This window comes from Methylolobus aquaticus (assembly GCF_054172105.1).
Window position 1 is genome coordinate 49,227 of sequence record NZ_JBSYXP010000002.1, and the last position, 16,834, is coordinate 66,060.

15 protein-coding genes are annotated in these 16,834 nt (G+C 63.1%); 4 read left to right on the forward strand and 11 right to left on the reverse strand.

Going from position 1 to position 16,834, the window contains the following annotated elements; all coding sequences use genetic code 11:
- Positions 1–315: a non-heme iron oxygenase ferredoxin subunit gene (locus ACW73L_RS03015; RefSeq protein WP_498919896.1), complete on the forward strand. Its 315-nt coding sequence runs from the start codon at positions 1–3 to the stop codon at positions 313–315.
- A gap of 97 nt (positions 316–412) precedes the next feature.
- On the opposite strand, the gene ACW73L_RS03020 is transcribed toward ACW73L_RS03015, so the two are convergent.
- From ACW73L_RS03020 to ACW73L_RS03065, 10 genes are all read right to left on the reverse strand, one after another.
- A complete protein-coding gene (locus ACW73L_RS03020) occupies positions 413–859 on the reverse strand; it encodes an SH3 domain-containing protein (RefSeq protein ID WP_498919898.1) in 447 nt (148 codons plus the stop codon).
- A 247-nt stretch (positions 860–1,106) separates the two neighbouring features.
- Positions 1,107–2,573, reverse strand: coding sequence for a sugar phosphate nucleotidyltransferase (locus ACW73L_RS03025; RefSeq protein WP_498919900.1), 1,467 nt, complete (start codon positions 2,571–2,573; stop codon positions 1,107–1,109).
- Positions 2,573–3,313 carry a sugar transferase gene (locus tag ACW73L_RS03030; RefSeq protein ID WP_498919901.1) on the reverse strand — a complete coding sequence of 247 codons (741 nt, stop codon included), beginning with the start codon at positions 3,311–3,313 and terminating at the stop codon, positions 2,573–2,575. Before ACW73L_RS03030 ends, ACW73L_RS03025 begins: the two co-directional genes overlap by 1 nt.
- On the reverse strand, positions 3,310–4,620 hold the full coding sequence (locus ACW73L_RS03035) for a WecB/TagA/CpsF family glycosyltransferase (protein ID WP_498919903.1): 1,311 nt from the start codon (positions 4,618–4,620) through the stop codon (positions 3,310–3,312). The genes ACW73L_RS03030 and ACW73L_RS03035 overlap by 4 nt, the downstream gene beginning before the upstream one ends.
- Positions 4,613–5,143, reverse strand: coding sequence for a serine O-acetyltransferase (locus ACW73L_RS03040; protein WP_498919905.1), 531 nt, complete (start codon positions 5,141–5,143; stop codon positions 4,613–4,615). Before ACW73L_RS03040 ends, ACW73L_RS03035 begins: the two co-directional genes overlap by 8 nt.
- Before the next feature lie 19 nt (positions 5,144–5,162).
- Positions 5,163–6,146 (reverse strand): glycosyltransferase family 2 protein, encoded by a 984-nt coding sequence (locus tag ACW73L_RS03045; protein ID WP_498919907.1) that lies wholly within the window; start codon positions 6,144–6,146, stop codon positions 5,163–5,165.
- Positions 6,147–6,155: 9 nt separating this feature from the next.
- Complete coding sequence (locus ACW73L_RS03050; RefSeq protein WP_498919909.1) at positions 6,156–7,316, reverse strand: glycosyltransferase family 2 protein; 1,161 nt, start codon at positions 7,314–7,316, stop codon at positions 6,156–6,158.
- Between the two features lie 12 nt (positions 7,317–7,328).
- Entirely contained in the window at positions 7,329–8,603 is a 1,275-nt protein-coding gene (locus ACW73L_RS03055; RefSeq protein ID WP_498919910.1) for a glycosyltransferase family 4 protein, read from the reverse strand.
- The gene (locus ACW73L_RS03060) at positions 8,600–9,862 is read right to left on the reverse strand and encodes a glycosyltransferase family 4 protein (RefSeq protein WP_498919912.1); all 1,263 of its coding nucleotides are present in this window, start codon (positions 9,860–9,862) and stop codon (positions 8,600–8,602) included. Before ACW73L_RS03060 ends, ACW73L_RS03055 begins: the two co-directional genes overlap by 4 nt.
- Positions 9,863–9,940: 78 nt before the next feature.
- Positions 9,941–11,098 carry a glycosyltransferase family protein gene (locus ACW73L_RS03065; protein WP_498919914.1) on the reverse strand — a complete coding sequence of 386 codons (1,158 nt, stop codon included), beginning with the start codon at positions 11,096–11,098 and terminating at the stop codon, positions 9,941–9,943.
- Between the two features lie 230 nt (positions 11,099–11,328).
- Here ACW73L_RS03065 and ACW73L_RS03070 point away from each other — a divergent pair, with 230 nt between their 5' ends.
- The 3 genes from ACW73L_RS03070 to ACW73L_RS03080 all read left to right on the forward strand — a co-directional run bounded on the left by ACW73L_RS03070 (position 11,329) and on the right by ACW73L_RS03080 (position 15,238).
- On the forward strand, positions 11,329–12,411 hold the full coding sequence (locus ACW73L_RS03070) for a class I SAM-dependent methyltransferase (RefSeq protein ID WP_498919916.1): 1,083 nt from the start codon (positions 11,329–11,331) through the stop codon (positions 12,409–12,411).
- A gap of 122 nt (positions 12,412–12,533) precedes the next feature.
- A complete protein-coding gene (locus ACW73L_RS03075) occupies positions 12,534–13,556 on the forward strand; it encodes a hypothetical protein (RefSeq protein ID WP_498919917.1) in 1,023 nt (340 codons plus the stop codon).
- On the forward strand, positions 13,553–15,238 hold the full coding sequence (locus ACW73L_RS03080; RefSeq protein WP_498919918.1) for a lipopolysaccharide biosynthesis protein: 1,686 nt from the start codon (positions 13,553–13,555) through the stop codon (positions 15,236–15,238). The genes ACW73L_RS03075 and ACW73L_RS03080 overlap by 4 nt, the downstream gene beginning before the upstream one ends.
- Before the next feature lie 91 nt (positions 15,239–15,329).
- Here ACW73L_RS03080 and ACW73L_RS03085 read toward each other — a convergent pair whose 3' ends face one another.
- Entirely contained in the window at positions 15,330–16,691 is a 1,362-nt protein-coding gene (locus ACW73L_RS03085; RefSeq protein ID WP_498919919.1) for an O-antigen ligase family protein, read from the reverse strand.
- Between the last annotated feature and the right edge of the window lie 143 nt (positions 16,692–16,834).

The following is a 16,834-nucleotide window of genomic DNA, read 5'->3' on the forward strand; positions in this document are numbered from 1 at the left end:
ATGGAGGATTGGATCGATGTTGCCAGCGTTGGCGACGTGGAACCGGGGTTACCCTGCGTGGTCGATTTCGACGGCATTGCCGTGGCGATTTTCCAGATCGACGGCGACTACTACGCGATCGAGGATCGGTGCACGCACGACGATGCCGAAATCGCCAGCGGCCGAATCGAGGGGCACCAGATCATCTGCCCGCGGCATGGCGCCCGCTTCTGCCTCAAGACCGGAAAGGTAATGAAACCGCCGGCCTATGAGAATCTTGATTGCTTCAGCGTGCGGGTACGCGATGGCCGTATCCAGCTGCGCGAGGCGCCCTGAGGCGTGATCGACGTTTTCCCGGGAGGCTGGCCGAAGCCGTCGGATCGCGCCCCCTCACCGCGGTTCGACCACCGCTGTGGAAAACCGGGCCGGTCACCTACTGTGAGCCCCACAGCATGTCCTTACGTACCCACCCAATCTCTTCGCCTTCCATGTAGTACGCGATCTTGACCCACTCACCCTTGCGCCCGGCGACCTTGTAGACCTCGCCCTTGGTGACCTTCTTCACGACGGCATGCTCGGAGCCTGGCCCCTTGCGGACGTTCACGTCATCGCCCACGACGACGGCTGTCCTGACATCACTGACCAGTGGTTTGTGGACCCAGCCCACCGTCCCCTGCCAGTCCTTGAAACGCACCCAGTCCCCTTGAGTCTTGTCGATCTCAATCGGGTAACCAATGTGGGTTTCGTACAAAACCTCGCTGTCGAGCTTCGGCGCCTTTCGGACGTTAACCGCATCCTTGCCGATACTCTTCATGGATGCTCCCCACCCGGAAAGCGAAACGACCATCAAGGCCGCGAATAGTGCTGCAGCTCTTCGCATCGGAATACTCCTCATTTTTCGGAAACGCCTCGCCTGACATCGGGCAGGCGCTGACGGCGCACGTTGGGTCGCTGACCCGCCGACCACGGCCCGCGTATGGCGGGTCGACACGGACGGGCGCCGGACGGAATCTGACTAACGCAGACCGGAGCTCGCAGCCGGCTCGATCAGCGTAGTGGGCATCTGTTCTATCCTAGACAGCGCTGATTCAGACTGTCAACCCGCCGAACGCCGCGGTGCTCATCCCTCATCCTAACCACGCGCGGCGGGTGAAGAGCGTGCGCAAAGCCAGAGCCAGATAGGACAAATTCTGTCTGAAGCTGCGGCGTCCAGTGTAGACGGCATCGCTCAGCACGATCTCCTCTTCCAAGGCATCACTCGGTAGTAGCAATTGGCTGGGACCGATCAGTCCGGCCGGCGCCCGATCCGCTTCCCGTTGCCAGGGTTCGATCCGCTCAGCAGCCTGCGCCTCGGTGATTGGCAAGGTGCCAACCAGACGCAAATCGCCGCTCACGACCGCGAACAGGCGCGGCAGGTAACGCAAGACTGGAGGGCGACAATTCCACTCCACGGCCCTGAACGCTCGACGTTGACGGATCCCGAATTCGTTCAGTTCGATGCGATTGCCGCGCAGGCACAACCACTTCATTGGCTGGGTCGGATTCCGAAGCAATGCCAGAGCGGCAGCCACGGGCCACAGCGGCAAAGACAAGGCCAGCACCACCAAGCCGGCCAGACGGTTCAACGGCCGCATCAGATAATCCAGATTGCCGTGGCGACCCAGATCCGCCACCAAGAAGGTGTCATTGACATGCAGGTGCGCACCCGTGTCGACCCGAAGGATCTCGGCACCGAACACGATTGCGTTCCGGATATCGACCAACTGACCGATGTAGGTATTCGGCAAAATGACGCTGTCCTGGATATCCGCGTCCTGATCGACCAAGACATCGTCCGCGATGACCACCTCCCCGTGCAGCTTCGCGCGGCTATCGATGCGGACGTTCGATCCGATCAGTGCAACACCCTGCCGCAGCGAACGCGGCGACACCCGGCTGTGCCGTCCCACCGTCAAGCCCACCGCCACTTGCCGCCCGGGCAACAACAGCCCGGGCACCCGACCGCAAGCAGCATCGAGATTCACACGGTGATAGGCAGCGACGTCCTCGAGCGCGCAGTGGTACCCGTCCGAGGCACACTGCCGAGCCATGCCGTGCGCAGCGTCGGCGGCAATCTCATTCCAGGCCAGTGTCTGGACACCGGGCGTCCCGGCTACGCCCGCCGGCAAGTAGATCGCGCCGACGCGGCGATCGGCGAATACCAGATGAGAGGGCTCGCTTGCGGCGGACGGGAGTGCTTCCAGGAAGTTGCGGAGGCAAGGCGCCCTCAGCACATCGCCCCGGAGCACCAGCCGAGGGCGGTCGCACGCCAGGGTCAGCCGCGCCAGTAATTCATCGGGGCGCTCTTCCCCACGACTCGGCAGGTAGTCAATGCGCAAGCCCCAGCGGGCACCGGTGCCGATTTCGGCACGGACGAGGTCGGCATGCTCGGAGACGACCAGCGTCAGGTCCCGCAGTCCGGCCATTCCGATATCTTCGATGCAATGCACCATCAACGCCTTGGCCGCGACCGGAAGCAAGGCGACGGGACAGCGCTCTGTCAGTGGACGCAACTCCCGTCCGCAGCGATCGGCCAGTACGATTACATGGGTCATCAATAGGCTCCCTTCCCGAGCAGCACGGCCGGGATGGTCCAGAGTAGTATCCGCAGGTCGGCGAACAGCGACTGCGACTCGATATAGTGCACGTCGAGCTGCACCTGCTCCTCAAACGGAATGTCGGAACGGCCGGAAATCTGCCAGATGCAGGTGATGCCGGGGATGACTTCGAGGCGCCGGCGATCTGCCAACGAGTATTGATCCACTTCCGCCGGTACCGGGGGGCGCGGCCCGACCAGGGACATGTCGCCGATGAAAACATTCCACAGCTGCGGCAGTTCATCCAGCGAGGCGCGCCGGATCAGACGCCCGACGCGGGTAATCCGCGGATCTTCCTTCATCTTGAAGATCACGCCACCGCGCATCTCATTGGCCGCGAGCAGCACCTGCTTGCGTGCTTCGGCATCGATGTACATCGACCGGAACTTGTACATCGAAAACAACTGTCCCCAACGTCCGACCCGCGTCTGTCGAAAGAGGACCGACCCGGGCGACTCCAGCCGGATCGCGGCGGCAACGCCGATAAAAACCGGCGTGAGCAATACCAAGCCCGCACCCGAGACGACGATGTCCAAGGCCCGCTTCAGGGCATAGGTTCCCCTTAGCACGCCGAGCCACAGCATGCGCTTGAAGACCAGCCGCCCGTGCTGCAATGAGCTGCGCAGACGAGGATCGGCATAACGTTCGAGCAAGCGCGCCCGCAGACGGTCCTGCTCGCTCTCGGCAAACTCGATCATCGCGATTCCCTCGACTGCAGCCAGACCCGGTGCAGAAACACAGGGTTACCAATCACATAACGACGCCACATGCGGCCCGGCTCCAGGTAGAGGCGATAGGCCCACTCGATACCGGCTTCGCGCATCCACTGCGGCGCGCGGCGGATCTGTCCGGAATAGAAGTCGAAGGCGGCCCCCACCCCAAGGCGAACGGATGGTGCCAGCGACTCGTGATGTCTGGACAGCCACAGTTCCTGGCGCGGTGCCCCGAATGCCACGAACACGATACGGGCTCCGGAAGCGTTGATCCTGCGGATGACATCCGCTTCCTCATCGGGTGTGAAATACCCGTGTTGTGTGCCGACCACGCGCAGCGTCGGAAACCGCTCCCGCATCTTCTGTGCGGCCAGATCGGCAATGCCGGGCTTGGCGCCCAGAAAGTAGATGGGCACGCCCGCCTCGGCTGCGCGGCCGCAGATACGCGGAAACAGGTCCGTCCCATTGACATTGGCCTGCATTGCGACACCCAGCAGATTGCAGCCGATGCGCAGCCCGATACCATCCGGGAGCACCCGTTCCGCCTGCTGCAGAACCGCGCGATAGTCGTCATTACGGTATGCAATGTTGAGGCAATCGGGGTTGACGAAGGCGGCGAGCGTGCGGGATGGCGTTGCAGCCCTGGCCAACAGCCAGTCGAGCGCTTCGTCCATCGTCGTGTTGACGACCGGCACCCCGAAAAAATCGATGGTGGGAGGTACGGGCAGCGCGCTGTCGCCGCCAAGCGCAGAGCTGACCGCAAACCGTGCCATGACACCCAGATTCCTACGGATGCCATCTCCGAAAAACTGGTCGCGTTCCACCACCTCCTCCGGCTCGTAGGCGATGCCGACATTCTTCCTGAGATGGAACACCGAGATCAGGCCCGGACGCTGCAGAAACACGATGCCTTCCGCATCTGCGGCACGTTCGCCTTCGTCAACGGCCCGCGGTCTCGGTCCAACCCAGCTCATGTCGCCCCGGAAGATATTGATCAGCACCGGGAGTTCGCGACCGAAGGCGGGGCCGGCGAAGCGCAGTCGATCAAACGACTCACGGTGACGTCCCAACATCGCTTCGCGCTCGAACAGATAGCCGCACCTGAGCTTGGCCTGCACCGCCCTTACCGCGAAAACCGGGGACAGCAACAGGATGAGGGCCGCGCTCAGCGACACATCGATAAAGCGAGGCAGGCCGGCGTAAATGACCCGAAGGACAGGCGCGACGTTGCGACGCCAGGCCGAGTGCCGCGCTTTTCCGAGCGGTCCGGGAATCTGATCGGCGTCAGACATCGGATCCCTCTACACGGCTCACCGAGCGACGCGGAATGATCCGGGCCGGCACGCCAACGGCCAGCGAGTTCGCAGGCACATCGACGATAACGACCGCATTTGCCCCGATTGCAACGTCGTCGCCGATGCGGATGGGCCCCAGGATCTTGGCGCCGGCGCCGATGTCGACGCGATGGCCGATCACCGGCGCTCCGCGTTCGCCCGTCCGGCGCAGACCGATGGTGACCCCGTTCCGCACGATCACGTCATCGCCGATCACCGTGTCACCGCTGATAATGATGTCGCCGAAATGCTCGATCAGGAAGCGCCGTCCCAAGGTCACCTCGCACGGGAGTTCGATACCGGTGAGGATCTGCGACCCGACCTTCAATAATTTGTAAACGAAGGAGAATGGAAGACGGAGCCAACGCTGGCGGATGCCATAACGCCAGCGTCCGAAGCGATAGACGACCATGACCCAGAAGCCTTGCCGGGTCCAGTCCCTCTGATACGTATCCCAGTCTTCGCGCAAATTCTCGAACATGGCGTGCCACCAAAAACGATTACCAAGGCTGGGGAGGCGACACCGCGCCTGCGGCCGTGTCCTCCCAGGCCTGCCGCCAGAGGCGCAGCGTAGTTTCGGACTCCTCGCACTTGGCGGCATTGCGCGTTCGGTTGCGCCAGGCCCGCAGCCGATGCCAGACCATTTCCTGCCGGCTGGCCCACCAGGTAACCCAGGCGCCGTGCCACTGGCGATAGTAGAGCAGTTGGCTTCGCATGCGCCAAAGCGTCAATTGTGCCCCGCCGGACGCCATCGTCAGGTGAGTCACGGTCTTGGAGGATTCACCGCCGATGTGGGTGACGACGATGTCGGGCCAGTACCAGATCTCCCAGCCCGCTTGCCGGATGCGCCGACACAGGTCCACCTCTTCGTAATAGAGGAAAAACCGCGGATCGAACGGCCCGACCTGATCGAGCACCTCGCGCCGGATGATGGAAAACGCGCCGGGCACCCAATCGACCTGACTGGCCTCCGCGGGATCAGCCCAGGTCCGGTCCAGGCGGCCGAACACCCGGCTGTGCGGGAAGCGCGCCGCCAGGCCGGTAAAGGTCAGCAGTTCCAGCCACGGCGTCGGAAAGGAGCGAGCCGAGGGTTGATCACTGCCGTCCCGGCTCTTCAGCAGCCCGCCTCCCAGACCGGCCCGGGGTGTTTCGTGCATGTGAGTCAGAGCCTGCGTCAACGCCCCGGGAGCCAGAAACGCATCGGTGTTGAGCAGGATCACGAAGCGACCGGAACAGCTGCCAAAACCGAGATTGTTGGCATTGCCGAAGCCAAGATTGACCTCGCTGCGCATCAGTTTGACCCGGGTGAATTCGCGCTCGATCATGTCGGCCGAGCCATCCCGGGATGCGTTGTCGACGACGATCACTTCCCCGGCAATGTTGCCCCGGTCCAACTCGGCGAACACGGCTGTCAGGCACTCGCGTGTCAGGTCGCGCGTGTTGAAGGAGACGATCACCAAAGACACATCGGGACGCGTGTTCATGCTTTTTCCCTATGGCGACCGCTCGGTACGAACCCACACGGCGTTCTTTCCCGCCTTCGCGATCACTTCCGGCAGCATCCTCAGCTTCCAAAACAAATAGACCGGAATCTGGGCCAGGACGAGCAGGTCTCGCCACCGACCGCCCAGCGCTACGGCCGTAACGGTGTGCGCGCCGACGATCAGGAGCGCGATGAAGCCATAGAGTTGTGCCCAGGCGCTCGGAATCAGCAGCAGCGGAACCAGCAGCATGACGTGATACGACAGCGGCAGCAACCACAGTTCGAGCAGAGGCTCCAGCGCCCAGGCGCGCCCCTGGCCGAGCGCCCGGATCAGGCACGGCGTCCACTCGCGAATCGCGGCGATCCTCCCGCCCTCCCAACGCGCACGCTGGGTGCCGGCGGCGGCCTCCCCGGCCGGCAACGCAGAGTGGACCCAGGTGTCCGGGAGAAACTCGACCCGGTACCCTGCGCTCAGCAGTCGCAGGTGATAATCGAGATCCTCGGTGATCGAACTGACTTCGTAGGGCACCTGCATCAGCACGTCCCGCGTCACGCCGAAGCCATTACCGAGGATTCCGACGGAAAGTCCCCAGTGCTCCCGGCCTCTTGGCCTGACGACATTGAAGGCGAACCAGAGCAGACCGCGAAGCCGAGTCCTGGCGTCCGCTTCGGTTTCCGGAGCCCGATAGACGCACTGCAAAGCCTCCGCTCCGGCGGCGAAGCGGGCCGCGAACGCTCTCAGGAAATTCGGCTCGACCAGACTGTCCGCGTCCACCACGATAAACGCGCCGAAACCCTCGGCGAGCAACTGTCGGAAAGCAAAGTCCAGCGCATGCCCCTTGCCGCGGCGCTCGGGATCATGCCGCGTGATGACGCGCGCTCCCGCCCGGGCCGCCACCTCGGCCGTGTCGTCCGTGCAGTTGTCGGCGATCACGATCATGGCCCAGTCGGCACCTGGCTGCTCGCAGGCGCGAAGCGAGGCCAGGCAGGGAAGGATCGCCGTGCTCTCGTCATGGGCAGGAATTACAACGGCAATGCGTGGAAGCGACCGCGATGCCGTCCCGCCTTCCGGCGGGCGATAGAACCATGCACTCGCGGTCAGAAACGCCAGTTCGACGGTGCCGGGCAGCGTGACGGCGAGCAGCAGCAGGGCGAGCGTTTCGAAAAACACCGGTAACCTCGGTCAAGCGCCAGGAGGGGTTAGCGACAACCGTAGCAGTCGGCGGAGGGTCTCGCCCAAGGTCCCGACGTTGCGCTCCAGGTCATACTCCCGCAGGATGCGTTGACGCCCGGCCCGCCCGAGCCGTTCGCGCAATGCCGGATCATCCATCAGCAGCCCGATCGCCGCAGCGAGTCCGACGTCATCGCCGGGAGCGACCAGCAACCCGTCCTGTTCATTCTGGATGAGTTCCGGGATCCCGGTGATATGCGTGGTGACGCAGGGAATCGCCATGGCCATCGCCTCCATCAGGACTACCGGGATACCCTCGGCAAAGCTGGCGAGCGCGAAACAATCGGCCGACGCGTAATGGTCACGAATGTGGTCCTGATCGACCGGCCCGGTTAGCCGCACCGTATCAGTCAGATGGTGCCGCGCCACCCAGTCCTTGAGCAGGGTCTCGAGCGGTCCCCCGCCGACTACGATTAGCCGCAGCGACCGGCCATCCTGCTTCAACCGGTGAACGGCACGCAACAGGATCACCGGCCCTTTCGCTTCCGACAGTCGCCCAACGGAAACGATGGTGAAGGGCTGGTCCGGCTCATTCTTGGCCACTGGTCTGAACTCGGTCGGATCCACCCCCAGCCGACAGACATGCAGCTTGTCCCAGTCTGACGGCAAGGAGAGCTTCATCAGTTGGCTGCGCGCAAAGTGACTGATGCAGAGTATGAAATCGGCACCCGCAACCTTTTCGCGCAGAGAGTATCCGGGCGCATCGTAAAACTCGTCCGGCCCATGCACCGTCATCGAAAAGCGAATCGGAAAGGCCTTCCGCGCCAGGAGGCCAACCGTAGCCGCCGGGGTCGCGAAATGCACGTGGAGGTGCCGGCAGTCCTGCTCGTGCATCCAGTGGCCGACCAGCAAGGCTTCCAGCCAATAGAAGTGATTGAAGGCCAGTCGGTACAAATCCCACCGGGCCAGCTTCCAGGCAAACAGCAAGGAGCGCAGCGCACCCGCCGGGTGCGTCCGGAATGCCCAGATCAAGGCCGTGGCAATCGACTTTGCGCTCTGTTGCTTCAGATAGTGCGTGGCCTGTGCCTCGGCGCGCTCGGTGTTCGTCAGCTTGTCGAGCGGACGGTCGGGTGGGTTCACCGAGGCAACGCGGATAATGAAGCCCTGCCGGCGCAGCATGGCGATCTCACGCAGTATGAAGGTGTGGGAGAAAGACGGGTATTGGCTGACCAAGTATGCGACCGTCGGCACCTCGGGGTTATGCATCAATCGTTCAGCGGCATTCATCGGTGCAACAACTCCCCGTATAGCGCCAACGCCTGCTTGATCTTTGCATCCCAGGTGTAATGAGCCCTAACGCGTTCCAGGCCAACCCGTCCCTTGGCAGCCCACTGCGCCGGGTTCACCGTCACCTCCTCGAAGACCTTGACCAGTTCATCGACCACCGGGGTCCGTCCCTTCGGCGGAATCGCGCGCCCCACGTCCTCATCGACGATCTCGGCCGGTCCGCCATACGCGATGGCTGCCACGGGGCGCGCGCACGCCATCGCCTCCAGCAACACCGCCCCCCCCGACTCGCGCACGGAAGGCAGCACGAACAAATGTGCAGCACCGATCAACTCGGCAACCTCGTTGGGCGACCGTGCTCCGGCGAAGGTCACGCAATCGTCCAGTCCTCGCTCCGCCACCTCACGATGCAGTTCGGTGGCCAACGGCCCATCGCCGACCAACGTCAGTTCGACCTTCTGGCGGGATCGGAAGCGTTGCACGGCCTCAAGCAACATCGTGACTCCCTTGACCGGAATCAATCGGCCCACGAAAACCAGACGGAGCGGCTGCCGCGGCGACGGGGGAGCCGGATAGCCGACAGCCCGAAAGACATCGGTGTCGACGGCATTCTCGATCATCAAGCGGCAACGGTCACGGTCACCGGCGGGCACCGCATCGCGCGTGCTGCGGTTGGCGACCAGAATCGCGGAAGCATTCCGGGTCGACCGGCGCACGGCGTTGATCAGCTTGCCCAGGTTGCGCAGCGGATAGGTCCATGCAGCCTCCGCCCGGAGTATCTCGGGAAAGTTTTCGGGATTGGTCAAACCCCCATTCCACGGTCCCAGGACCAGGGGCAGCCCGGTCCGATACAGCAGCGTCGCCGCCATCGGCGAAACCGGCGTGGGAACGTGCACGATGTCCCACGCGCCAGCGGCCGTCCGCGCGGCGACGGCGCGCAGCGCGGCCCGGTCGTAGACGAAGTAATCGACCGAGGAAAACAGGAACACCGTATGCTGACTGCGCGGAAACAGCCGGCTCATTACCTTGTAGAGCGGTCCGGCCAGCCATTCGGTGTCGATATAGAGCACCTCGCTGTCCGGCAGCGGGGCACCGGCTTCGGCCAGCGCAGTCCGGTTCCGGACGTGAGTCAGCAGCGTGACCGGAACCTGCCGGGCAAGACGCGAATACCACTGCCAGCCTAGCTGCGAGACCGAGCCCATCCCCGGTCCGCATTGATACGCCGACAGCAGCACGCGTGGTGTCGATTGCGTTGCCATTTCAACCCCCAAAAGCGGAGCTCAGCTGCGCTTCCGCCCGATACGCCGTTTTCCGAGCGTCGTAGCTGCCGCCCGCGTTCATGACCGGGAGCGGCTTTTTCCGCCGGAAGCGGTGTCGCCGGGCAGCAGTCGCTCCCAGAACGGCTTCATGTCATCCAGGAAAGTATTCTGCTCGAGGTAGGCCTTCACCGTATCAAATGCACACCGGGCAATTTCGATGCGCTCGTCCTCGTGGTCCAGGTAGTACCGGACTGTCTCCTCGAGATCGCTGAGATCCCATCGAACCGGTACGTAGGTCCGATGCGCCTGAAAAATGTCCGGCCGACTCTCGATGTGATCCATGTTCGGCTTGATCAGCAGGGCGCCCGCGAAGGCCGCTTCGTAGTCCCGCCAACAGACCTCACCGTAACCGAAGGGACTGAAGCAGATCTTACTGGCGAACAACTCCTTGAAGTACTCGCTGCGTGGAACCCGCCCGCGGCTGACCAGGCGGATGCCGGAGATGCCCTCGACGACATCCAGCGCTTCCTGACGCATCCGGGTATACCACTCCGTGCCCTTGACCGCGATGCGCGCGTGCACGTCAAACGCCTTCGGCGACCGAGGAAAGTCGCCGAGGAAATGGGGGAGCATATGCGCGGAAAAACAGAAATTGGGGCCCAGCACCAATTTCGGAAAGAAGCCCGCCGGAATGTTGAAGCGCGTTTCTGGCAGATCGAGGCCGTAGCGGCGGGAGAAGTAATCGGTGAGGTTCGTGTCCCCGCGCGTCGACAGTGAGTAGGCACTGCGATCCCGAAAAACCTGCTTCTTCAGATACACGGCAACGGAGTCGTCGACGGCCTGTGCATACCGCAAATCGGTCGGAGCGAACCAGTCGAAGTAGGCGATCCTGGCTCCGGGGAAGGCTGTCCGGACCTGTTCAAGCAATTGCCGCAGATCGTCGTCTGACAGGTCGAACCAGGTCTGCACGCAGACCACATCGACCCGTTGCCGGGCGAACACGTGCCCTCCGGCGCGGAAAGCAGCCAGTGGCAGCTCCCGGAGTTCGATGCCGGGGGTCTGGCGCAGCGCCTTGCGATGAAAAAGAAATGGATAAAGCTGCGTGTGGCACAGTTCATTGGGCGCGCTGATCAGCAACACCCGATGCAGCGGCGAAGAACTGAAGCGACGCTGGTAGCCCAGCCGATCGGTCAACCAGCGCTCAGCCGTCCACCGCCAGGGGATCAGGGCCCGCATAACTGCCGACTTCCCTATTTTTGTTATTCTCGTCCGCGAACCCGGAAAAGCCGCAGGGGCCATCCGAATTTCGCCGATGCCTAAACCGGGTTAAAGATTACTCCACTAAAGCGTTACGCGGTAGAGTAACCATCGCACGGGCGGACATGGCGCCTGCGCCCTCTAAAGAAAAAGCGCGGAGTGCAACGTGTCAGTCGGATGCATCCGCAGATCCGTCAAGGAGGCTCAACGTGCCCGACTCGAACACATCGCCACCGCGCGCACCGGCTTCGGACTGGCCATCGGACGGACTGGAGAGTCAGCCAGCCTGCCCTGTCTGCTCGACCGCAGACCGGCAGTTGGCCCACCCGGCACTGGTCGACGGCATCTTCTTTTGCGCGCCGGGACGTTGGCAGATGTTCCGCTGTCAGGGATGCGGCTGTGGCTATCTGGATCCCCGCCCCACGCCGGCAACCATTGGCCTGGCCTACGCCAGCTACTACACACATTCGACAACCCCCGAGCCGCGCTGGCTGTCTGACGCCAGCTTTCTCGGTCGCCGTCTCCCGAGTTGGCGCAATAGTTACCTGAACCGGCGATTTCAACGCTTACGCCGGCAACCCTCATCCGCACTCGGGGGGCGGCTGGCGCCGTTGTTCCCCTATGCGCGCGACTTCGCCGAGCGTGATGTACGCCATCTCCCGCCCCCCGGGGCAGAAGCGCGGCTGCTGGACATCGGCTGCGGTGACGGCAACTTTCTCCGCATTGCCGAGGCGATTGGGTATCGTGCCGAGGGGCTCGAGTTCGACCCGCAAGCCACCGCCGCGGCCTGCGCTCAGGGCCTGACGGTTCATCAAGGCGGTCTCCCCGACACCGGATTGCCCGGCGGCACTTACGATGCAGTCACTTTGAGCCAGGTGATCGAGCATGTGCACGATCCCCGGCACGCCCTGGCGGAATGTTTGCGCCTGCTGAAACCTGGCGGAACGCTGTGGGTGGCAACGCCAAACATGGACGCACAAGGTCATGCCCGCTTCGGACCGCACTGGCGCGGTCTGGAACCCCCCCGACATCTGGTGCTGTTCACGGCCGATGCGCTGCTAGGGGCCTGCACCGAAGCCGGATTCCGCAACCTATCCTTGAAGCCGATCGGTCCGGTCAGCGCGTGGTTCCTCGACGCCAGCAACCGCATCCGCACCGGGACAGCCCATCGGACCGGGACCCCGCCATTGCTGACGGAAAGGCTCGCCGCGATCTGGATGGACTGGCGGGCCTTCCGCGATCCGCGCCGCGGCGAAGAACTGATCGTGGTCGGTAACCGGCCGTTGGCATAGCCGGCCACAGCGCACGGCTGCCCGTCGGCGGCAGGCACCGAGTACCCAGCCGTCGGCTCGGTTGCCGACGACATCGATCGAAGCGAGAATGCGCCTGCGCGCATACGGGGAGCATCGCAGCCATGGTGATCTGCATTACCGAAGACCGGACCAAGGAAGAGATTGCGGTCAAGCTGCTGCTGCTGAGCCTGGCACGCCACTGCCCCGATACCCCCATCGTCCTCACCTATCCCCCGGCGTCGCCCCAATTCGCGCGCTGGGTGGCCGCCACGATACCGGGCTGCACGCTACGCACCGCGCGCGTATCGGGAAGTTCCGGCTGGAACATCAAGGCGGACGCGTTGCTCGGACTGCTCGCAGAAGGCCACGACGAAGTCTGGTGGCTGGACTCGGACATCATCGTCTCCGGCAACTTCATCGAGCGGTACCGGGATGTCCCGCCCGCCACGCTGATCGTCTGCGAGGAAGCGCTGTATGGTGCTTATCGCGACGATGGGGCCCGGACGCGCGGTTGGGGCTTTCCGGTGGCCCGCTCGCTTCCGTACAGTCTGAACACCGGCGTGATGCGCGTCTCCACGCCGCATCTCGACCTGCTCAAGCGCTGGAAGGTCCTGCTGGAGGACGAGCGCTATCGGGCGGCGCAAAAGGATTTCTGGCACCGGCGCCCGATCCATCTGATGGGGGATCAAGACGTGCTGAGCGCCTTGCTCGGCGCCGCACCCTTTGCCGAGACGCCCATACACGTCCTGCAGCGCGGCCGCGACATCCTGCAGTATTTCGGTTTTTCCGCGTATACGACACGCGAGCGCATCGCGAACCTGCGGTATGGCCCGCCGGCCTTCATCCATTGCCAGGGCTGGAAACCCTGGACCAGCCTCGCGCCCGAACGGCGCGCAAGCGACCTCAAGACCCGCTTGCAGAATCTCTATATCGAGCTGTCTCCCTATTCTTTTGCGGCCGAAAGCTACCGGAACCAACTGGATGCGCCGCTGCCGTGGCTGGAACACCTCAGTCCGATGGCGCGGCTGTTCCGCCTGCTGGGATTTCATCATGCGGCTCTGACCGGCCTGCCCATCGCGATACTGATCGATCTCGTCAGGGCGGTGAAAGGCTCCGGGCGTCGGCCAGCGGGGGAACGTGCGTGAGCCAGAGCAGCGGACCCGATCCGATCCCCACCGAAGAACGCCCGCTTTCGAGCGTCGAGGACGGGCAGCGCTGCGACCCGAAAGCGGACCCGCCCAAGGGCCAATCGACCGATAACAGCCCCGCAGCGGGCGGCGCCCCGTCGCGGGTTTTCCGCAATGCCGCTGCTCAGATCGGCGGACGGGGCCTGTACCTCCTAACCCGCGTTGCACTGCCCCCGTTTATCCTCGAACACATCAGCCTGCAGGAATATGGCATCTGGGCGACCTGCTTTCTGCTGATCGGCTACATCGGCATGGGCACATTCGGTATTGCCGGCGTCTACATCCGCTACTCCGCGGAATACTATGCGCGCGGCGAAATGGAGCGCATCGGCCGGCTCGTCGGCGCCGGTATCCTGTTGACCGGAACCGTGAGCGCTGCGCTGATCATCGCACTCTACGCGTGCATGCCCATTCTGTTTCGCTGGTTTCACATCGAACCGGAACTGCAGGGCATAGCCGGGGTGTCGATCCTAAGCGTAATCGGCGCAATGCTGCTCGATCTGCTGCTGCCCTATGGCTACGTGCTCCAGGGTATCCACCGCAACGCCGAACAAACGATCGTCAACGTTCTGAGCTTCCTGCTGGAGACGGCCCTGATCGTCGTCTTCCTGCTCAAGGGATGGGGACTCGCCGGACTCCTGGCTGCCTACGTACTGCGTTCGATCTTCGCGCTGATGGTCATGCTGGCCTGGTTCCCCCGCATCCTCCCCGGATTCCGCATTCGCTTTCGAGGCCTGGGGCGCGACGAGTTCCGGCTGTTCTACCGCTATGGTGGCGCGCTGCAGCTGATCGGTGTCATCGCGATGTTTCTGAATACCAGCGAACGTGCCATCGCCGGCTACCTGACCAAAGGGGTGGGCTCCGTAGGCCTGCTCGATATCGGCCAGAAGTTTCCGGTAATGATCTCCCAGATCTTCAATGCGGCCACGAACACCTATCTATCGGCGTTCACGCATTTGCACAGCCTCGATCAGCACCAGGAGCTCCAGCGTCTTTACGTCAAGTCCTCGCGCTATCTGAACCTGCTGAACGGTTTGGCGATGGGTTTCCTGGCGCCCTTTGCCCTCGCACTGATTACCGCCTGGATGGGCAAGTCGATCCCTTATGAGGAGGCGGGCACGGTGCTGCTCTACGCGGCGCTCGGCTTTCACGTGCAGGCGCTCACCGGACCGGCAACCACTTATGCGCAGGCCACCCATCGGGTCGGCGCCACGCTGTGGTGGTTCCTGCTGCCTCAGGGGCTGGTGCTCGCGGGTGCTCTGGCCTGGATCCTGATGCGAGGCACCCCGACGGTGCTCCAGATCGCCGAAGCGGCCATGTGGTCGAGAATCACCAGCAGCGTGTTCGTCCTGATTTACACCGTCGGCCAGCTGAAATTGTCGTTCCTGCGCTATATGAGGGATGTGGTGCTGGTGGGGGCACTACCCTACGGCATCGGCTACGCGCTGGCCTATGGCATCGAGAGCCACCTCGACCTGACCACGCTACCCCGTCTCCACTCGCTCGGCGTCCTGGCCCTGACGGGCGCCGGCTACCTTGTACTCACGTTGGGCCTGTTGATTGCGCTGATGAGCACGCGCGAGGAAAGGCAACACCTGGGCGGACTGCTTACGCGACGCTTGTCGCCGCGCCGCGCCTGACGAACGCCGGGGAGTATCGCAATCAATCGCCGTCAGTTCGTGACGGGATCGGTGCTTATCTGCACCGAGGGCGTCTCGAAATAGATCAGACCTAAAGCACGCGACGGAAGTTGAAGGGACCGATCGCCGTGCCTCCTCCCTCGGGCGTCCGGCGAATCATGTAACTCTCGGCCCAACCGACCAGCATGAAGAACATCGGAATGGTCTGCTGTCCCATGAAGACCGTCGCGATCGCGATCGTATAGCCGACAAAGATCCCAGCGAGGGTAAATGACAGCGCGCCACCGCGAGGCCCACCCGGTGGCTGTCGCATGCCGTAAACCACCAAGCGAATCATCGTTCCCAGCAACAGATAAAGAAAAGCAACCATCGCCAGACGCCCGTGCATCAGCAACAAGAGCAGATAATGATTGTCGATGGAAGCCATGCCGGGTATTGCCGGCCATTTTGTCAGTCCCCACCCCCATAAGGGCTCCTGGGCAGCGATATCAATGTAGTCCTCGATCATCTCGTAGCGGTAGGCCGAGGTCTCCTGATTGGCATCCTTGGCATTCTCTCGCCCGACCGATGCATACGCGATGAAACCGGCGGCAGCCGGAATACCCACCAACACCAGGGCGCTCAGAATGCCCACCATCGCGAGAAAGCGGTGGCTCTTCACCCGCCCCACCGCGGTCAGCGTTGCGCCGACGGACGATGCCAGCCAGGAACCTTTCGCCAGCGAGAAGACCAATCCACCCGTCACGATCAGCGTCAGCATGCGTGCCGGCCTGATGGGTATCCATCGCCAGCGCGCAGTCCAGTCGGGCCATGCGCCCGTCCACTCCAGCCAGCGCTGCATTCGAAACGCGACGAGCATCATGATCCCGTTCAGCAGGGCATGCGCGTAGGGTCCGGCCGCTCTGGCCAGGCCAAAACGAAAAGTCGTCACCCAGGATTGACCCTGGCCTGGAAAGAACCGGTCGAATAACCACCGCCATGCATTGAACCCCAAGCGGGTTTCGATGACATCGACGCAAGCCACGAAGGAGAAGCACAGCACGCAGACTTTCGTGAATACGACCCGCAGGCCATAAGGCTCGATCAGCCCCTTGGCGAAAACATACGGTGCGATACCGCCGAAAAGCATCCCGAAAATGAGATTTTGCGCATCCGCGTACCCGGACGCGCGATACTCCGAATAACCCACACAAAAGGCGTAAAATAAGACCCAGAGATCGGTTGCGCTGAAAACAAATCCGGGAAATCCGGCCATCGCGTAGGCGATGAACAGACCGACACCGGCACTCTGACTGAAGTTCGGATCCGGGATGCCCGGCGTGATGGCGCGGTAGTAATCCGGCAGCAGCAGCACGACCGGCAGGTAGACGCGAAGAAACGCAAACGGCACGGAACGACGGTTAGCCAGGAGGTAGGCCAGAACACCCGGTATAAAGGTGATGTAGGAGAGCACGTCAGTTGCTGTGGCCGATAGGGCTGAAACGTCGCTGCAGGCGGCCTCAAAGCTCGCCCACTCCCACGCTGGGGGTTGGTCGGGGTATCAAAGTATACCCAGCCGTCGGCTCCGCGACGAACGCGCACGGCGCAGGACCCTGC